Origin of the sequence: Billgrantia montanilacus (assembly GCF_003336675.1) — a bacterium.
Lineage (GTDB): Bacteria > Pseudomonadota > Gammaproteobacteria > Pseudomonadales > Halomonadaceae > Halomonas > Halomonas montanilacus.
Genome location: NZ_QPII01000029.1, coordinates 1 through 17557, shown reverse-complemented (window position 1 = coordinate 17557; position 17557 = coordinate 1). Strand labels below are relative to the sequence as shown.

The 17557-nt window shown below is 63.5% G+C and carries 15 protein-coding genes; 3 read left to right on the top strand and 12 right to left on the bottom strand.

Translation table 11 applies throughout. From position 1 onward, the window contains the following. Positions 1-114 precede the first annotated feature (114 nt). From DU505_RS21550 to DU505_RS21515, 8 genes are all read right to left on the bottom strand, one after another. On the bottom strand, positions 115-1023 hold the full coding sequence (locus tag DU505_RS21550; protein WP_114481028.1) for an SMP-30/gluconolactonase/LRE family protein: 909 nt from the start codon (positions 1021-1023) through the stop codon (positions 115-117). 44 nt (positions 1024-1067) lie between these two features. Continuing rightward, positions 1068-1955, bottom strand: a complete 888-nt coding sequence (locus tag DU505_RS21545) for an aldose 1-epimerase (protein ID WP_114481027.1) — start codon at positions 1953-1955, stop codon at positions 1068-1070. A gap of 1 nt (position 1956) precedes the next feature. Further along, positions 1957-3120, bottom strand: coding sequence for a Gfo/Idh/MocA family protein (locus DU505_RS21540; protein WP_114481026.1), 1164 nt, complete (start codon positions 3118-3120; stop codon positions 1957-1959). A gap of 13 nt (positions 3121-3133) precedes the next feature. Beyond that, positions 3134-4189 carry a sugar phosphate isomerase/epimerase family protein gene (locus tag DU505_RS21535; protein WP_114481025.1) on the bottom strand — a complete coding sequence of 352 codons (1056 nt, stop codon included), beginning with the start codon at positions 4187-4189 and terminating at the stop codon, positions 3134-3136. Positions 4190-4260: 71 nt separating this feature from the next. After that, entirely contained in the window at positions 4261-5214 is a 954-nt protein-coding gene (locus DU505_RS21530) for an ABC transporter substrate-binding protein (RefSeq protein WP_114481024.1), read from the bottom strand. Between the two features lie 91 nt (positions 5215-5305). Further along, positions 5306-6307 (bottom strand): ABC transporter permease, encoded by a 1002-nt coding sequence (locus DU505_RS21525; RefSeq protein ID WP_114481023.1) that lies wholly within the window; start codon positions 6305-6307, stop codon positions 5306-5308. After that, positions 6300-7823, bottom strand: a complete 1524-nt coding sequence (locus tag DU505_RS21520) for a sugar ABC transporter ATP-binding protein (protein ID WP_114481030.1) — start codon at positions 7821-7823, stop codon at positions 6300-6302. Before DU505_RS21520 ends, DU505_RS21525 begins: the two co-directional genes overlap by 8 nt. 5 nt (positions 7824-7828) lie before the next feature. Then, positions 7829-8599: an SDR family NAD(P)-dependent oxidoreductase gene (locus DU505_RS21515; protein ID WP_114481022.1), complete on the bottom strand. Its 771-nt coding sequence runs from the start codon at positions 8597-8599 to the stop codon at positions 7829-7831. A 333-nt stretch (positions 8600-8932) separates the two neighbouring features. On the opposite strand from DU505_RS21515, the gene DU505_RS21510 reads away from it, so the two are divergent. Further along, positions 8933-10075 (top strand): ROK family protein, encoded by a 1143-nt coding sequence (locus tag DU505_RS21510; RefSeq protein ID WP_245948129.1) that lies wholly within the window; start codon positions 8933-8935, stop codon positions 10073-10075. 54 nt (positions 10076-10129) lie between these two features. Here the strand turns inward: DU505_RS21510 and DU505_RS21505 are convergent, their stop codons facing one another. The 4 genes from DU505_RS21505 to DU505_RS21490 all read right to left on the bottom strand — a co-directional run bounded on the left by DU505_RS21505 (position 10130) and on the right by DU505_RS21490 (position 15518). Continuing rightward, the gene (locus DU505_RS21505) at positions 10130-11875 is read right to left on the bottom strand and encodes an IlvD/Edd family dehydratase (protein ID WP_114481020.1); all 1746 of its coding nucleotides are present in this window, start codon (positions 11873-11875) and stop codon (positions 10130-10132) included. 104 nt (positions 11876-11979) lie between these two features. Further along, a complete protein-coding gene (locus tag DU505_RS21500; protein WP_114481019.1) occupies positions 11980-12738 on the bottom strand; it encodes a FadR/GntR family transcriptional regulator in 759 nt (252 codons plus the stop codon). 31 nt (positions 12739-12769) lie between these two features. Further along, a complete protein-coding gene (locus tag DU505_RS21495) occupies positions 12770-13714 on the bottom strand; it encodes a DMT family transporter (RefSeq protein WP_114481018.1) in 945 nt (314 codons plus the stop codon). A 1-nt stretch (position 13715) separates the two neighbouring features. Next, positions 13716-15518, bottom strand: a complete 1803-nt coding sequence (locus DU505_RS21490; protein ID WP_114481017.1) for an IlvD/Edd family dehydratase — start codon at positions 15516-15518, stop codon at positions 13716-13718. Positions 15519-15787: 269 nt separating this feature from the next. Between DU505_RS21490 and DU505_RS21485 the strand changes: the two genes are divergently transcribed. Continuing rightward, positions 15788-16867: a TRAP transporter substrate-binding protein gene (locus DU505_RS21485; RefSeq protein WP_114481016.1), complete on the top strand. Its 1080-nt coding sequence runs from the start codon at positions 15788-15790 to the stop codon at positions 16865-16867. Between the two features lie 134 nt (positions 16868-17001). Continuing rightward, a complete protein-coding gene (locus tag DU505_RS21480; protein ID WP_114481029.1) occupies positions 17002-17448 on the top strand; it encodes a TRAP transporter small permease in 447 nt (148 codons plus the stop codon). The last annotated feature ends 109 nt before the right edge of the window (positions 17449-17557 follow it).

Below are 17557 nucleotides of genomic sequence, written 5' to 3'. Positions count from 1 at the left end.
GGGCGGCGATGCGTAAGCTGGTCCACATAGCTTACGGGGTCCTCAAGACGCAAACCGAATACCGGCCACAAACCGCCTGATGGGATGTTTGTGGCCGGTTAGGAGAGATGGTATCTAGGCTCCAAAGCTGGGCTCGGCAAGCCCTTCCACGCCGGCTTTCATCTGCAGCAGGCTCCCGGCCATAGGCCAGCGCGCCTCGCCCTCGGCATCCAGATGCTGAGTGGCGGTGGTGATGTAGAGCGTGCTCAGGTCAGGCCCGCCGAACGCCACCATGGTGGGATGCGGGCACGGCACCTCGTACTCTGCCATCAGTTCGCCCTCCGGCGAGAATCGCACGATACGACCGCCGTCGTAGAGCGCGCTCCAGTAGCAGCCTTCGCTGTCCACCGCCGCACCGTCGGGCACGCCGGGCAATCCCAGCGCCTCCAGGTCGACCCAGATATGCCCTTCGCCCAGGGCGCCGGTATCGACATCGAAGGGGTAGCGCAGGATTCGTCGGGTCAGCGAATCGGTATGGTAGAGCCAGCGCCGGTCGGGGCTGAAAGCGAGCCCGTTGGATATGCCGATTCCCGTCAGTCGCCGCGTGAGCTCGCCTCGATCGAGGCAGTAGAGCGCCGCCGTGGGGCTCGCTTCATCGGAAGCGATGGTACCTACCCACAGGCGCCCGGCGGCGTCGCAGCGGCCGTCGTTGAAGCGGTTTCCACGCCCTTTCTCCCCCTCTTTTCTCCACTCATTCTTACACTCTGGATTATCTGCCAGTCGCTCGGGCTCACCCTCCGCGGCCAAGCGCAGGATGCCCGACGTGGCGGCGGCCACCAGCCCCGAGTCGGCAATCGCCACGCAGCCCACCTTCTCGCCGAGCGCGATGCGTGTCGGGGCACCGCCATCCTGGGGCCGCCAGGCGTAGACATGGCCGTTATTGATATCTACCCAGTAGAGGGTCTGGCGCGCCACCGACCACACCGGGCTCTCGCCCAGGCTCATGTCGAGTGCGACCGCCACCGTCATCGCGTTCTCCTGCATGTCCTCTCCCTCAAGTCGTTGGGTGCCATCTCATCAACAGCGCGTCATCGAGTCGCCTCAGCCAGGCAGAAGCACCACTGCTGTCTCAGGCTCTGGCCTCTCTGCAGCTCCACCAACCCATGGGCCATGGGGTCTGGGAAGTGATGGGCATCGACGTCGTGACTTACCGGCTCGAAGCAGAAGAAGTCGGCGTCCTCCCCCGGTGAGAAGAGGAGATAGCGCGACAGGTTGGGCAGCGTTGTGACGTCGAGGGCAATGCCGCGCTCGGGCCAGTTGAGCAGCGCTTGCCCGTTCCAGCCGGTAAAGAGGTTGTCGATCCGGCCTGCGGGGAGCGAAGCGGCCGTGGAATAAGACCAGGGATCGCCCGCCTCCAGGCGGTGCCAGCGCGTCGGCAACTGGGCGACATCGACCTCCCATACGCCGTCGGCCGGCGCCTCGAGGCGCACGTTGGCGCTTCGTGGAAACCAGGGATGCAAGCCCAGGCCGTATGGGGCGGGAATATCACCAAGATGAGTCAGCATCAGTTCAACCGTCAGGCTCCCCTCTTCCAGGCGATACGTGAGTACCGCACGATAGTCGAAGGGTGGCTGCCAAGAGGAGCAGAGGCCTAGCCGCAGCTCGGTCTGCCCCTGGTGCTCGACCTGCCAGGGCCGTTGCCAGCCATCGCCATGAATCGGCAATGACTCTCCCGCCAGGTTGGCTGCGAGTGAATAGTGTCGCCCCCGCCAGTCGAAACCACCGCCGGAGATACGATTGGACCAGGGCAGCAGAGGATAGAGGCCCATCTTGTTGGGGTCGTGGCCTGCCTCGCTGCCGGGGCGGAACAGCGGCAATGGGCCGGCCGCTGTCAGGGCGTCGAAACGCACCACGCACCCTCCCAACTCAGGCGCCACCACCAGCTGCAACCGCCCATTGTCGAGTCGTATGGCCATCCTAGAAGTCCACCCAGATGCCCCCTGCCGAGGAAGATTCCAGTGCGCGGGTGATGAACACCAGCCCGTCGACACCGTCGGCCACTCCCGGCGTACCGGTTGCCAGCGCCTCCGGTTCCCGACCGTTCTCGCGCGCCCGGATCTGCTCGGCAAAGTCGCTGTAGAGCTGTGCGAAAGCTTCCAGGTAACCTTCGGGATGTCCCGGTGGAATGCGTGCCGCCGTCAGCGCCGCGGCCCCCAGGTCGGGACCGTTACGCGTCAGTGTTCGCGGCGGTTCGCCCAGCGGCGAATGCACCAGCCGATTGGGCTCCTCCTGGCACCACTCAAGCCCCCCGCGACTGCCGTAGACGCGCAGCCGCAGACCGTTCTCGTTGCCCGGGGAAACCTGGCTCGACCACAGCATGCCTCGGGCGCCGCCCTTGAAGCGCAGCATCATGTGCACATTGTCGTCCAGCGCGCGTCCCTCCACGAACGTATGCAGATCCGCGGCCAGAGCCTGGGGTTCCAGGCCGGTGACGAAGCGCACCAGATTATAGGCATGGGTTCCAATATCCCCCAGACATCCTGCCGGGCCGCTGCGCTTGGGATCCGTTCGCCACTCGGCCTGCTTGACACCGCTATCCTCCAGGCGCGTGGAAAGCCAGTCCTGGGGGTATTCGACCTGGATCACGCGCAGCTCGCCCAGCTCACCATTGGCCACCATCTCACGGGCCTGGCGCACCAGCGAGTAGCCGGTGTAGTTGTGGGTCAGGCCGAAGAACCGACCGCTGCGTTCGACCAGTTCCGCCAGCGTCCGGGCTTCCTCCAGGGTCGTGGTCATCGGCTTGTCACAGATGACGTGTATCCCTGCCTCCAGAAAGGTCTTGGCCACCTCGAAATGCACGTGATTGGGCGTGACGATGGCCACGACATCGATGCCATCGTCACGCTGGCTTTCCTCCTCGGCCATGGCGCGGTAGTCCGGATAGGCGCGATCCGGCGCCACGTGCAGCTCCGCTGCAGAGGCGCGGCTGCGATCGGCATCGGAGGCGAAGGCACCGGCGACCAGCTCGTAGTGGTCGTCGAGCCGTGCCGCCATACGGTGCACGCCGCCGATGAAGGCGCCCTGGCCGCCACCGACCATGCCCAGCCGCAGCCGGCGGGACGTATCCTGTTGTTGGCTCATGTCGTTGTATCCTTCAGTCGAGGCCCAGCAGGCGGCGGTTGGTCGCCTCGTCGACGCCGGCGTCGGCGAAGTCGTCGAACGCCCGCTCGGTCACCTGGATGATATGGTCGCGAATGAAGGTGGCCCCTTCGCGGGCGCCGACCTCCGGGTGCTTGAGGCAACACTCCCACTCCAGCACCGCCCAGCCGTGATAGTCGTTGGCGGCCATCCACGAGAACATCGACTTGAAGTCGATCTGGCCGTCACCCAGCGAGCGGAAGCGCCCGGCGCGCTCGGTCCATGACTGGTAGCCGGAGTAGACGCCCTGCTTGGGGCTGGGATTGAACTCGGCATCCTTGACGTGAAACATCTGGATGTGGTCGCGGTAAACGTCGAGAAAGCCCAGGTAGTCGAGCTGCTGCAGGATCAGGTGGCTGGGATCGTAGAGAATGTGGCAGCGCGGATGGTGGCCGACCCGCTCAAGAAACATCTCGAAGGTGATGCCGTCGTGCAGGTCCTCACCGGGGTGTATCTCGTAGCAGAGATTGACCCCGGCCTCGTCGAAGGCGTCGAGGATCGGCCGCCAGCGTTTGGCCAGCTCGTCGAAGGCGGCGTCGATCAGCCCCGCCGGGCGCTGCGGCCACGGATAGACATAGGGCCAGGCCAGCGCGCCGGAGAAGGTCCCGTGATCCGTCAGGCCAAGATTCTTCGAGGCCCTGGCGGCCAGCATCAGCTGCTCCACCGCCCACGCCTGGCGGGCCTTGGGGTTGCCTCTCACCTCGGGTACGGCGAAGCCGTCGAACATCTCGTCGTAGGCGGGGTGCACGGCCACCAGTTGGCCCTGGAGGTGGGTCGAGAGTTCGGTCAGTGCCAGGCCATGCTCGGCCAGGGTGCCCTTGATCTCGTCGCAGTAGGTCTGGCTCTCGGCGGCGCGTTTCAGATCGATCAGGCGCGCGTCCCAGCTGGGAATCTGCACGCCCTCGTAGCCAAGCCCCGCCGCCCAGCGGGCGATGCTGTCTAGGCTGTTGAAAGGGGCGTCGTCACCGGCAAACTGAGCGAGGAAGATCGCCGGCCCTTTGATGGTTTGCATAGTGGGCTCTCCCGATGAGGTGTCTGTTTGGGAGGAGCGGACAGGGCCTCGGCCCTATCCGCTCGCGTCAATCAGAACGGTGAGTCAGGGAAATAGTACTGCTCGGCGTTTTCCTGTGTGATCAGCGGGGAGCCGAGGATGTACTGCCCGGTCACCGGGCCGTTGGAGGTAAAGTGCTGGACGGTCAGGTCCATCGCAGTAGCGATCATCGCCGGTGGATAAAGCACGTCCACTGGTACCAGCTCGTCGCCCTCCATAACGCGCTTGATGATGTCCTTCATGCCGGCGCCGCCGACAATGAAGAGCTCGTCCTCGCGTTCGGCCTGACGCACCGCCTCGATCACACCGAGGGCGATATCGTCGTCCTGGGCCCACACTGCATCGATGCTGTCGAAGCGAGCCAGGAAATCCTGCATGACTTCGAAGCCGTCGTCGCGATTCCAGTTGGCGTGCTGCATATCGAGGATATTGATCTCCGAGCCCTCGATAGCCTCCTGGAAGCCTTGCACGCGTTCATCGTCAATCACCGTTGGGATGCCACGCAGCACCACGATGTCACCCTCATCATTGAGACGGTCGCGGATGTACTCACCGGAGACGCGGCCCAACTCGTGGTTGTTGCCCGCGACATAGAGATCTTCGATGCCTTCTTCGGTGAGGCCACGGTCGACCACGGTGACGAAGACACCCGACTCCTTGACTCTCCGCACCGGATCGGTCAGCGGCCCCGACTCGAACGGCAAGACCACCAGGGCGTCGATATTGCGCAGGGAGACGAGGTCCTCCAGGTCGTTGGCCTGCTCGCCAGGATTGCTGGCCGTAGAGATGGTAATGGCAATGTTGGGATGAGCCGCCTCCAGGCGCTGCTTGGCCTGTTCCGCGTGGAAGTTCACCCCACCGGTCCAGCCGTGGGTGGCAGCCGGTATCGACACGCCGATGGTATAGTCTGCGGCGATGGCGACGGCCGGTGATCCCATTACGGCAGCGGTGGCTAACGCAGCGAATGTTGTCTTTATGGTTCGCATGGTGACGCTCCTATTACCTTGATTGTTATTGGTTGGTGCTTACGTTGTTATGGGTTGATGCTTGGGTGGATTCATATTTCAGTAGGCCTGTTCAAGTCCCTGTCTTCCTCCACGATGCGCGCTGCAGGTACACCGCAACGATGATGATGATCCCCTGCACCGTGCCGTTGAGATAGTTGGAAATGGCATCCGTCAGGTTGAGAATGTTGCCGATCATGGTCAGCATGATCGCCCCGACCACGGTTCCCCAGATTCGACCATGGCCACCCTTGAGCATGGTGCCGCCGATGATCACCGCGGCAATCGCCTCGAGTTCCCAGAGCACCCCGGTGGCCCCCGACGCCGAACCCAGCCGTGGCACATAGATGATGGTCGCCAGCGCCACGCAGACGCCCTGAAACATGTAGGTCAGTGTCTTGATCCGATCGACATGAATGGCGCTGTACTCCGCCACCTTCTCGTTGGAGCCAATGGCGAAACAGTAGCGACCGAAGCGGGTATGGTTGAGCAGCACATATCCGATAACGGCGACGCAGAGGAAGACCCACACCGGGATCGGGATACCCAGCATGCTGTCGTAGTAGACCGGCCGATAGATGTCGCGAACGCTCCAGTCCAGGGTCAGCGTGCCGCCATCGGCGAGGTAGGTTACCAGCGAGCGATAGATGCCCATGGTGCCCAGGGTGACGATGAAGGCCTCGATCTTGCCCTTCGTAGTGACGATGCCATTGATGAAGCCCGCCCCCAGGCCCAGGATCAGCGATGCCCCCACGCCCAGCAGAACGGTGGTAAGGCCGGGGCCGAACTGTTCGACCAAGCTGTTCATCAGGATGATCATCACCCCGGCGATGAAGGCCGCCATCGATCCCACCGAGAGATCCAGCCCTCCGGCGGTGATGACGAAGGTCGCGCCGATCGCGATGATGCCGATGAAGGCACTGCGCGTCAGCATGTTGGAGAGGTTGTCCAGGCCCAGGAAGGCGGGGTTGATCAAGGCGCCGAGCAATGCCAGCGCGATCAGCGCCACGAAAGGGCCCCACGTTTTCAGGTCCAGGGGGAGGTTCCCCCGCTTGATCGGTTTGCTGTCAGGCATGACGATGCTCATCCACCCCTACCCCCTTGATTCCGGATGCGTACTGCATGATTTCCTGCTCGTTGATCTGTTCGCCCTCGAGGATGCCGGTCAGCACGCCGGCACACATCACCGCCACACGGTGTGAGAGACCGATCAACTCGCCCATCTCCGAGGAGATGAGAATGACGGAGCGACCGGCGTCGGTGAGTTCGCGGATGAAGTGATAGATCTGGTGCTTGGTCCCGACATCGATGCCCCGCGTCGGCTCGTTGATGATGACGACCTCGGGATCGATGGACATGACCTTGGCCAGCAGCAATTTCTGCTGATTGCCACCGGAGAGCTCCGCTGCCGTGAGCGCCTCAGTGCGCAGACGGATATCGAATCGGCTGGTCGCCTCCTCGAGGGCCTGCGCTTCCTGCTTGCGGTCGATCAGCGGATGACAGTAGTCACGCAGGTTGAGCAGCGTCAGGTTGGGGCACAGCCCCATGTTGAGTACCAGCCCCTTGGCCTTGCGATCTTCGGTAAGGTAGGCGATGCGATGGCGTACCGCATCGCGCAGGTGCCGCAGCGTCACCGGCTCGCCATGGCGTAATACCTGCCCCGCACTGCGTGGCCGCAGCCCCAGCACTGACTCGATCAGCGCCGTGCGCCCTGCCCCCACCACGCCACCGAAGCCGAGCACCTCACCTTTGCGCAAGGCAAAGCTGGCCCAGTGCACCGCACCGGGCACGACGATATCGCGAGCTTCCAGAACATGGGGGGCATCGTCGGGAACGGGGGTGCGAGCCGGGTACATCTCGGTGATTTCACGGCCCACCATCAGGCGGGCGAGCTCCTCCTTGCTGCGGCCTTGCATGGGGCCAGAGTCGACCAGCCGACCGTCGCGCAGCACCGTGACCCGGTCTGCGATCTGTTCTATCTCGCGAAGCTTGTGGGAGATATAGAGAATCGCCACCCCACGCTTGCGGAGGCGAGACACGAGGGCAAACAACACTTGCACCTCATGCTCGGTCAAGGTGGCGGTGGGCTCGTCCATGATCAGCACACGCACGTCGCGTGTTACCGCCTTGGCGATCTCCACCATCTGCTGATCCGAGGTACCCAGGTCCTTGACCCGGGCAGTGGGATCGACGTCGGTCTCGAGTTCCGCCAGGGCCTTGCGGCAGTGGGCACGCATCGTCTTGCGATCCAGAAAAGGACCGCGGCGGATTTCGCGGCCGAGAAAGATGTTTTCCTCGACGGTCAACTGTTCCGCCAGTGCCAGTTCCTGGTGGATCATCACCACACCATCGGCCTCCGCCTCGCCACTAGAGCGGTAGCGTCGAGGCTCACCTGACATGACAACCTCGCCGGATGTCGGGGACAGATATCCAGCGAGGATACGCACCAGCGTCGATTTGCCGGCGCCGTTCTCGCCCAGTAGCGCATGGACCTCTCCCGCCCGCAGCATAAGGTCCACATCGAACAGGACCTGGTGGCCGCCGAAGAAACGGGAAATATGCCGACCCTCGAGCAGCACGTCGTTGTCCATGGCCATTATCCCCACCCCGCATCGACCGGGAATTCCTGGCCGGTCAGCTGAGCGCTATCATCCGCTGCCAGGAACAGCACCGTCGGCGCCACATGCTCCGGCGCCAGGCGCACCTTCAGACTCTGGTGCTCCTGAATGCGTACCTCATCCTCGGGGCTGATCCACTTGTCGAGCTGCCGCTGGGTCAGGATGCAGCCTGGCACCACCGTGTTGACACGAATGTCCTTCACGCCGAGATCACGGGCCAGTGTGCGTGTCAGGCCGTGAACGGCGGCCTTGGCCGTCACGTAGGCGGCGAGATCACCCAGCGCGAGGCGGACACTGATCGAACCGAAATTGATGATCGAGCCACCGCCAGCCGCCGCCATCTGGTCGGCGACCGCCTGGATGGAGAAGAACATCGGACGCAGGTTGAGCGACATTCTCTCATCCCAATACTCGACGCTGACCTCACGCCAGTCATGGCGATCATCGTTCGCGGCGTTATTCACCAGCGTGCGGATGGGGCCCAGCGTCTCGCCAACCTCTTGAATCACCGCCTGGAGGGCAGCGATATCGCGGATGTCACAGTGGCGATATAGTAATGTCCTGCCCGATTCCACTTCGAGTTCGTGGCACAGCGTCTGGCTGGCTTCATCATCGATATCAACGAAGGCAACCCGAGCGCCCTGGCGATGAAAGGCGCGAGTCAGTGCGGCACCTATCCCGCCACCGCCTCCGGTCACGAAGACGACACGCCCATCAAGGCTGGGATAGCGGGCAGTAGGGAGTAGCATGGAGGTCACCTTTTATTGTTATTCCAGAGCACAAGGCACGTGATCTGAATTTACTTTAGGCGATAAATTAAAGCCCTGCACATACCACTTAGGTCGTAATTTCCTGTGGGATTATCGCGCCTTCCATGCACTCGACAGCGTACGAAACGATCAGACAGTTGCTTGAGAGAGGCATATCACAGCAACATGGCAGTGACGCCAGCGCCAATACGTTGATATACTTTTTCTATAAAATTAAATCTATCGGCAGCCTTGATGGCCACTCAGATTATTGAAAACAGCAGGCAGGACAACACGTTAGCCGTTATCCATTCGCTGCGGACGAAGGGCCCTATGGCTCGCGTGGACCTGGGCCCAATGAACGGCATCAGCTCGGCCACCGTCACCTCGATTACCGCAGAATTGCTGGGCCAGGGGCTGATCAGCGAACTGCCTCCCGAGACGATCCGCAGCGGCGGCCGAGGGCGGCCGAAGACCCTGATCCAGCTCAACCCGGATGCTGCCTTCGTCATTTGCGTCAAGGTTTCGATCAACGAGATTCAGATTGTGGTGGGCGACTTCACCGGCCAGATACGCCACAGCACACATCACCCTCTCACGACACTGACCCTGACTCAGGACGATTTATGCGCCGTCCTGGAAGAAAAAATCGAAGCGATACGAGCGGATGTTTGCGATACCTTTCACTATCTTGCCGGCATCTGCCTGGCCATACAGGGAGTGGTTTCACCCAACAACGGGCTCATCATCTGGTCGCCGGCCTTGAGCTTTCGCAACGCCCCCGTCTCGGAGCGTCTCACCACCACATTCGGCTGCCCGGTACTGCTCGAAAACGACGCCAACTGCATCGCCAGGGCCCTGACCAGCCACCCGGAATATGCCGCCTACCCTAACCTGATCGTCATCATGCTGGGCTACGGTATCGGCATGTCCGTGCTGATCGACGGCACGCCCTTCCTGGGGACCAACGGCTCGGCAGCCGAGTTCGGCCACACCAAGTACGAACCGGGCGGGGCATTGTGTGCCTGCGGTCGGCGCGGCTGCATCGAGGCCTATGCCAGTGACTACGCACTGTATCGTGAAGCCCGCGCCATGCTGACCTTGCCGCCCGGCGATAGTGCCCACCCTTCCGACGCACAGATGCAGGCGCTGAACCAGCTGGCAATGAAGGGTGATCCCGTCGCCAGCCAGATCTACAGCAAGGCCGGCCGCGCGCTGGGGTATGGCATTGCCAACGTACTCGCACTATTCAACCCCGACCTGATCTTGATCACCGGCTCCGGCGTTCGTGGCTTCGAGGCCATGCGGCCATCGATGGAAGAGGCTATCGACGAAGCCCTGGTCGAGGAGCTCATCGGCCCGAGCCGCCTGATGGCAAGTCCGTGGGACCGGGACATGACCTTCCTCGGTGGCATTGCCATGATCCTTCATGCCACCGACCTCCAGACCCTGGCAGGCTGCCAGGCAAGGGACTGAACTGATCGGCGGCAGCAAGGGGCCAGGCGGTGTCCAGAAAGATGCCTATCGGCATCAGTGCGAATGCCTGGGTACCTCGGCGCCACGACAACCGACCAGGAAATCGAAGTCGCAGCCTTCGTCCGCCTGCAACACGTGCTCGATGTACAGCTGGCGATAACCACCGTCGCTGGCGATACGCCGCGAGGCAGCGGTGGGGTCGCTTTGCGCCAGGCGCGCCTCGAGTTCGGCGTCGTCGATTTCAAGGTGCAGGCGCCCGGACGAGCAGTCGAGCTCTATCCAGTCGCCGTCGCGTACCGCCGCCAATGGGCCACCTGCGGCCGACTCAGGCGCCACGTGCAGCACCACGGTGCCGTAGGCGGTGCCACTCATGCGCGCATCCGATATACGCACCATGTCGGTGACGCCCTGCTCGAGCAGCTTGGCGGGGAGCCCCATGTTGCCGACTTCCGCCATGCCGTGATAGCCACGCGGACCGCAGTTCTTCATCACCAGCACGCTGTCGGCGTCGACCGCCAGGTCGGGCGCATTGATGCGCGCCTTGTAGTCATCGAAGTCTTCGAATACCACCGCCCGACCGCGATGCTGCATCAATTCAGGGCTGGCGGCCGAAGGCTTGAGCACCGCCCCGTTGGGCGCCAGGTTGCCCCGCAGCACGCATATCCCACCGTCGGCAACCAGGGGTTTGTCCAGTGGCCGGATCACTTCATCGTTGTAGAGCGGCGCGTCCTTGACGTTGTCCCATAGGCTCTGGCCGTTGACGGTGAGGGCGTCCTTGTGTGGCAAGCGCTCGGCTTCACCGAGTCGACGCAGCACCGCCGGCAGCCCACCGGCGTAGTAGAACTCTTCCATCAGGAAGCGACCGGAGGGCTGAAGGTCGACGATGGTGGGCGTGCCACGACCCACGTGACTCCAGTCATCCAGCGCCAGGTCGACGCCGATCCGCCCGGCGATCGCCTTGAGGTGGACCACGGCGTTGGTCGAGCCGCCGATGGCGGCGTTGGTGCGGATGGCGTTCTCGAAGGCCTGGCGGGTGAGTACCTTCGACAGCCGCAGGTCCTCGTCGACCATCTCGACGATACGGTTACCGGAGAGGTGCGCCAGCACATAGCGGCGCGAGTCCACCGCCGGAATCGCGGCGTTGTGCGGCAACGAGGTGCCCAGCGACTCGGCCATGCAGGCCATGGTCGAGGCGGTGCCCATGGTGTTGCAGGTGCCAGCCGATCGGGACATGCCAGCCTCGGCGGCCATGAAGTCGTGCAGCGAAATCTTGCCGGCCTTGACCTGCTCCGAAAGCTGCCAGACCACGGTGCCGGAGCCGATGTCCTTGCCCTCATGCTTGCCATTGAGCATCGGCCCGCCGCTGACCACGATCGTCGGGATATCGCAGCTGGCCGCGCCCATCAGCAGTGCCGGGGTGGTCTTGTCGCACCCCACCAGCAGCACCACCGCATCCAGTGGGTTGCCGCGAATGGCCTCCTCGACGTCCATGCTCGCCAGGTTGCGGGTGAACATCGCCGTGGGCCGCAGCAGCGACTCCCCGTTGGAGAAGACGGGGAACTCCAACGGGTAGCCACCGGCCTCCAGCACGCCCTGCTTGACGTGGTCGGCGAGCTTGCGGAAATGGGCATTGCAGGGCGTGAGCTCCGACCAGGTGTTGCAGATACCGATGATCGGCTTGCCCTGGAACTCGTGGTCGGGTATGCCCTGGTTCTTCATCCAGCTGCGGTACATGAAGCCGTTCTTGTCGGCGGTGCCGAACCATTGAGCGGAACGCAACGAACGCTGGCGATCGGTCATGAAAAATCTCCAATATCGGGGGTCAGGTTCAGGCGCCCGGTTTCGGTCTCGGCGTGGATATCCCAGGTCTGGGACCGGTCTGGCCAAGGTATTAGTTCAGACGCTCAGGGCAGCTCGAAGCCTCGGCCCAGAGAACTGGCGCCGGGTTCGAGTCCCAAGGCCTCTGCGGTGCCGGCAAGCACCGCCTGGGCGGCCAGGAAAGCCTCCTTCGGACGCCGCATGCGGATGCTTTCCATCACTTGGCGATGCCGCTCGAGGCTCTCCTCGGGGTCGCTGGCATGCTCGTTGGACATGGTCACCAGCAGGTGGATCGACGGCCTGAGGATGTGCGACAGCTGCGCCCAGACGATATTGTGGGTGGCCTTGAAGATCGCCACGTGGAAGGCCACGTCACACTCGCTGTGCAGGCGCCGCTCCTCGGCGCAGCTGGCATTGCGCAGGTTCTGCCCCAGCCCCTCGAAGGCCTCCTCGATGGCGACCAGGTCGCGGGCCGTGGCGCGCCGCGCCGCAGTCATCGCCACATAGGGCTCGACGTCGAGGCGAAAGGCCAGTATCTCGCGCTGGATCTCCGGGTTGGGCGCCGCATAGCGGGACATCCACTCGGTCACCTGGGGATCGAGGATATGCCACTCGGCATACTCGCGGACCTTGGACCCGTGACCAGAGATGCGTTCGATAATGCCGGCATCGACCAGCTGACGCAGGTCGCTGCGCACCGCCGAACGGTTGATGGCGAAGCGCTCGCAGAGGTCGAGTTCACGGGGCACGAAGTCGCCGGGCTGGTAGCGACCGGCGAAGATCGCCTCGGCCAGATATTCAGCGATACTGGCGCGAGCCGATGGTTTGCGTAGAGATGACGTCACGGCGATAAGACCCTGTTGCGATTCCTGAATATCATAACGCACTCGACTGGTCTGCCGGCACCCGCAGCGCCGGGTCCACACCCGCTCGCAGCCTCAGCTCCAGCCGGCGTTCATAAAGCCCCTTGGCAAACAGGGTGCCAAGCACAAGGACACCCCCGACCATTGCCATCGGCGCCGGCTGCTCGGCGAGAATCCACCAGGCCAGCAAGGTACCCACGACCACTTCCAGCAATAGCAAAAGGCCCACTTCGGCGGCGGGCAGATAAAGCGGCCCGCGCTGCAGCAGGGTCACCCCGCAGGGCACGATGACCAGGCACAGCAGGATCACCACGGCGAGCTGGTTCGTCGCCGGCAGCGACGGCTCGCTGCCGGCGAGCCAGAACAACCCGGCAACGCTGCCGACGATCAGGCCGTTGAAGACCAGCATCGGACTCATGTCGATGCCCGGGCGCGTTCGGCATAGCGTGAAATTGATGGCCAGGGTGGTGGCCGCCATCAGGGCGAAGCCATTGCCCACCCAGGAGCCGACACCTGCGTCGTCCAGGGCGATCATGGCGATGCCCGCCATGCACAGCCAGATGGCCAGCCAGGTTCGCCGTGGCAACCGCTCCTTGAGGATCACCCAGGACAGCGCCGCAGCGATCAGCGGTGCGCCGGCCAGGATCATCAGCACATTGCCCGCTTTGGTGTACTGGTTACCGAGCACGAAGCCACAGGTGGTCAGGCTGAACAGCAGCGCCACGGCGATACCCGTCCAACCGCAACGGCGATAGGCCGCCAGGGTGCCGCGGCCATAGCGCACCAGAGCGATGAGCAGGAAGCCCAGTGCCGAGAGGAAACCTCGCCACATCAGGATCTCCGCATCGGGAAGGTCGGCGACCTTGATCAGCAGCGCATCGGGCGCCATGATCAGCGCTCCGCCGCCGGTCAGCAACAGCCCCTGCTGGCGATGGGACAACGCGTTCAAGCGGCTCATGTCAGTGATTGTCCCGCGGCGGGTGTCGACGGGCCACGTCACGATACTTGGTCGCCGGCTCCAGTGTCATGCCGCGATCCAGCGGTTCCACCATGCTGCGCTGGATCTCCTGCCAGGGGGTCTGGTGATCTGGATAGATATAGCCGCCGCGTGCCTCGAGCCGCTGGCGGCGCGCCGCGAGCTCGGCATCATCCACCATCAGCCGCACTTCACCGCGCTTGAGGTCGACGCGTAGCCGATCGCCATTCTCGAGCAATGCCAGCCCCCCGCCGGTGGCCGCTTCCGGCGCCGCGTTGAGAATCGACGGCGAGCCCGAAGTCCCCGACTGGCGCCCATCGCCCAGGCACGGCAACGACTCGATGCCCCGCTGCAGCAGGGCTGCCGGCGGCTGCATATTGACCACCTCGGCGCCCCCTGGATGGCCTACCGGGCCGGCACCGCGCATCACCAGGATGGTGCGCTCGTCGATGCCGAGCTGCGGGTCGTCGATGCGCGCATGGTAGTTCTCGGAACCGTCGAACACCGCAACCTTGCCTTCGAAAGCGTCGGGGTCGTCCGGGTCGCTGAGAAAACGCGCCCGGAAGTCGGGCGAGATCACGCTGGTCTTCATCAGCGCCGAGTCGAACAGGTTGCCCTTGAGGTTGAGGAAACCGGCATGTGCCACCAGCGGGTTGGCGTAGCGGCGGATCACCTCGGCATCCTGGGTCTCAAGGCCTTGCAGGTTCGCCGCGAGCGTCTGGCCATTGACGGTCAGCACATCGCCATGGAGCTTGCCGGCGTCGAGCAGTTCATGCAGCACCGCCGGCACGCCACCGGCGCGGTAGAACTCCTCGCACAGGTAGGCCCCGGCGGGCATCACGTTGGCCAACAGCGGCACCTCATAGCCGAGGCGCTGCCAGTCGTCATTGTCGAGCTCGATACCGGCATGGCGAGCAATGGCATTGACGTGCACCGGGGCATTGCTGGAGCCGCCCAAGCCCGAGCAGGTGACAATGGCATTCTCGAATGCCTCACGGGTGAGGACGTCCAGCGGCCGCAGGTCCTCCCAGACCATCCCGACGATACGCGTGCCGGTCTCGAAAGAGACCATGGCACGCTCCTTGTAAGGCGCCGGAATCACTGCCGAGCCGGGCAGGCTCATCCCCAGCACCTCGGCCATGGCGTTCATGGTCGAGGCCGTGCCCATGGTGTTGCAGTGGCCGATGGACGGTGCCGAATCACTGGCCCGAGAGAGGAATTCGGCATAGTCGATATCGCCGGCAGCCAGGCGCTTGCGCAACTCCCAGATGATAGTGCCGGAACCGACCCGTTCCGCGCCGCGCCAGCCGTTGAGCATCGGGCCGCCGGACAGCACGATGGCCGGGATATTGACCGTGGCCGCCGCCATCAGCGCCGCCGGGGTGGTCTTGTCGCAACCGGTAGTGAGCACCACACCATCCAATGGATAGCCGTGCAATACCTCGACCAGCCCCAGGTAGGCCAGGTTGCGGTCGAGCGCTGCGGTGGGTCGACGCACGTTCTCGTGGATCGGGTGCATGGGGAACTCGAACGGCACCCCACCAGCGGCGCGGATGCCATCCTTGACCCGCTTCACCAGCTCGATGTGGTGGCGATTGCAGGGTGTCAGATCCGAGCCGGACTGGCTGATGCCGATGATCGGCTTGCCGCTGGTCAGCTCCTCCAGGGTCAGCCCGTAGTTGAGGTAGCGCTCAATGCACAGCGCCGTGGTCCCCGGATGCTCGGGATTATCGAACCAGTAGCGTGACCGCAGCTGGTCGGGGGTGATCCGGTGTGGCTTGGCCATCGTCTCGCTCCACGCCTGAGTTGGACATAAGGGGGAGGATAGCTCGATTGCCTCCTCATGCCGTTGACCTTACGCCTCAAGCACCAGTCAAGTCGATACATACAAAAGTATATGTTGAACAAATGGCGAATAAGTCCGACATTCTATCCCAGGCATGGCGATCAACCGTCATGTCGATAAACGCCATATTCCACAACAACAACGCACCGCGCAGTCAGCCAGATGCTGGAGGCACCACCCCAGCGGCACTGCGCATGGAGACTCAAACCATGCACTACCCCTGGAAGCTTACTTTGGCAGTGACCGGCGCCACGCTCCTTGGCAGCAGTCTTGCCTATGCCGCGACGCCCGACCTTTCCGACCCGCCCCCCATCGAGGGCGAGGTGATCACCGAGGATCTCGGTTCACACACCATCCGCGTCGGCCTGGGCCTGGCCGAGACCTCGCCACTGTATATTTCCACCCAGTATTTTGGCGACATCCTCGCCGAGCGCACCGAGGGTCGTTTGACCGTCAATGTCTTTCCCAACAGCCAGCTGGGCGACGACGCGCAGATGATGGAAATGCTGCAGACCGGCTCGCTGGACATGACCATCCCGTCGACCTCACCAGCGACAACCTACGTCGAGGAGCTCGCCGTCTTCGATCTGCCGTTCCTGCTGCCGACCCGTGAAGCCGCCATCGCCGTGCTGGAAAGCGATGTCGCCCTCGGCCTGCTCGACAAGTTCGAAGGAACTGGCATCAAGGCCTTTGCCTATCACGAGAACGGCTATCGTCAGCTCACCAACAGCGTGCGACCGGTCGAGTCGCCCGATGATGTGGCCGGGCTCGACGTCAGCGGCCTGACCATTCGCACCATGGAAAATCCGGTCCAGCTGAGCATCTGGGAAGCCTTGGGCGCCAACCCCACGCCGATGGCGTTCGGCGAGGTCTTCTCGGCCATGGAGCAAGGCGTCATTGACGGCCAGGAGAACCCCTGGAGCACCATCCTGACTTCCAACTTCCACGAGGTGCAGGACCACGGCTCCGAGACACGCCACGTCTACACCCCCTTCATCATCATGATGTCCGAACGCACCTGGGATCGCCTCGACCCCGCCTATCAGGAGCTTGTACGGGAGGCAGCCAACGCGGCAGCGGCCTACGAGATCCAGCTGGCCACCGAGTACGACGACTGGGCCCGTGATCAGCTCGAGGAGCGCGGCATGCAGATCACCCGCCTCGACGACGACCAGATCGCCGCCTTCCAGGAAGCGGTACAGCCCGTCTACGACGAGTGGGGTCCGCGCATCGGAGAAGACCTGGTCGCCGAGATCCAGCAGATCGTCGAAAACACCATGAACGATTGACCCGGCATGACGACGACAGGCGCGGGCCAGTGGTTGGTCCGCGTTCGTCTGCCTGCCATTGGAGCGCCCATGAATACCTCTCACTCGCCGCCCCCTGACCCGGCCGAATATCTCGACGATNGCTGACCGTGCTCATGGAGCATCTGATCGCCGCAATCCTGGTGGCGCTGATCGTGTCGGTGTCGGCCAACGTCATCGGACGCTCGCTGCTCAACCACTCGCTGCCCTGGGCCGACGAGCTGGCCCGCATGCTGTTCATCTGGCTGATCTTCATCGGCGCCGCGGCGGCCTTCGCCCGCTATGAGCACATCGCCGTGGACTTCCTGGTGCGTCGCCTCAAGCCCCGTGCCGCCCATGTCCTCTACCTGATCCAGCACCTGATCATCATCGGCCTGATGGGCGTACTGATCTGGGGCGGCTACGTCGTGATATCCCGGTCCACCGGGCGTACTGCCATCCTCGGCGTGCCCTGGAACCTGATCAATGTCTCGCTGGTGCTCTGCGCGACCTTTATCGGCGCCGTGGCCATCTGGCGCGCCTGGCGCAGTATCACCCTCATTCGCACCGGCCAGGAGGCGTAGCGCATGCTGTGGATCTTTCTTGGCATCCTGTTCGCCTCCATCGCCGTGGGCCTGCCGATCGCCTTCGGCCTCGGCGTGGCCGCGGTGGTCCTGGCGGTGATGTCCGACA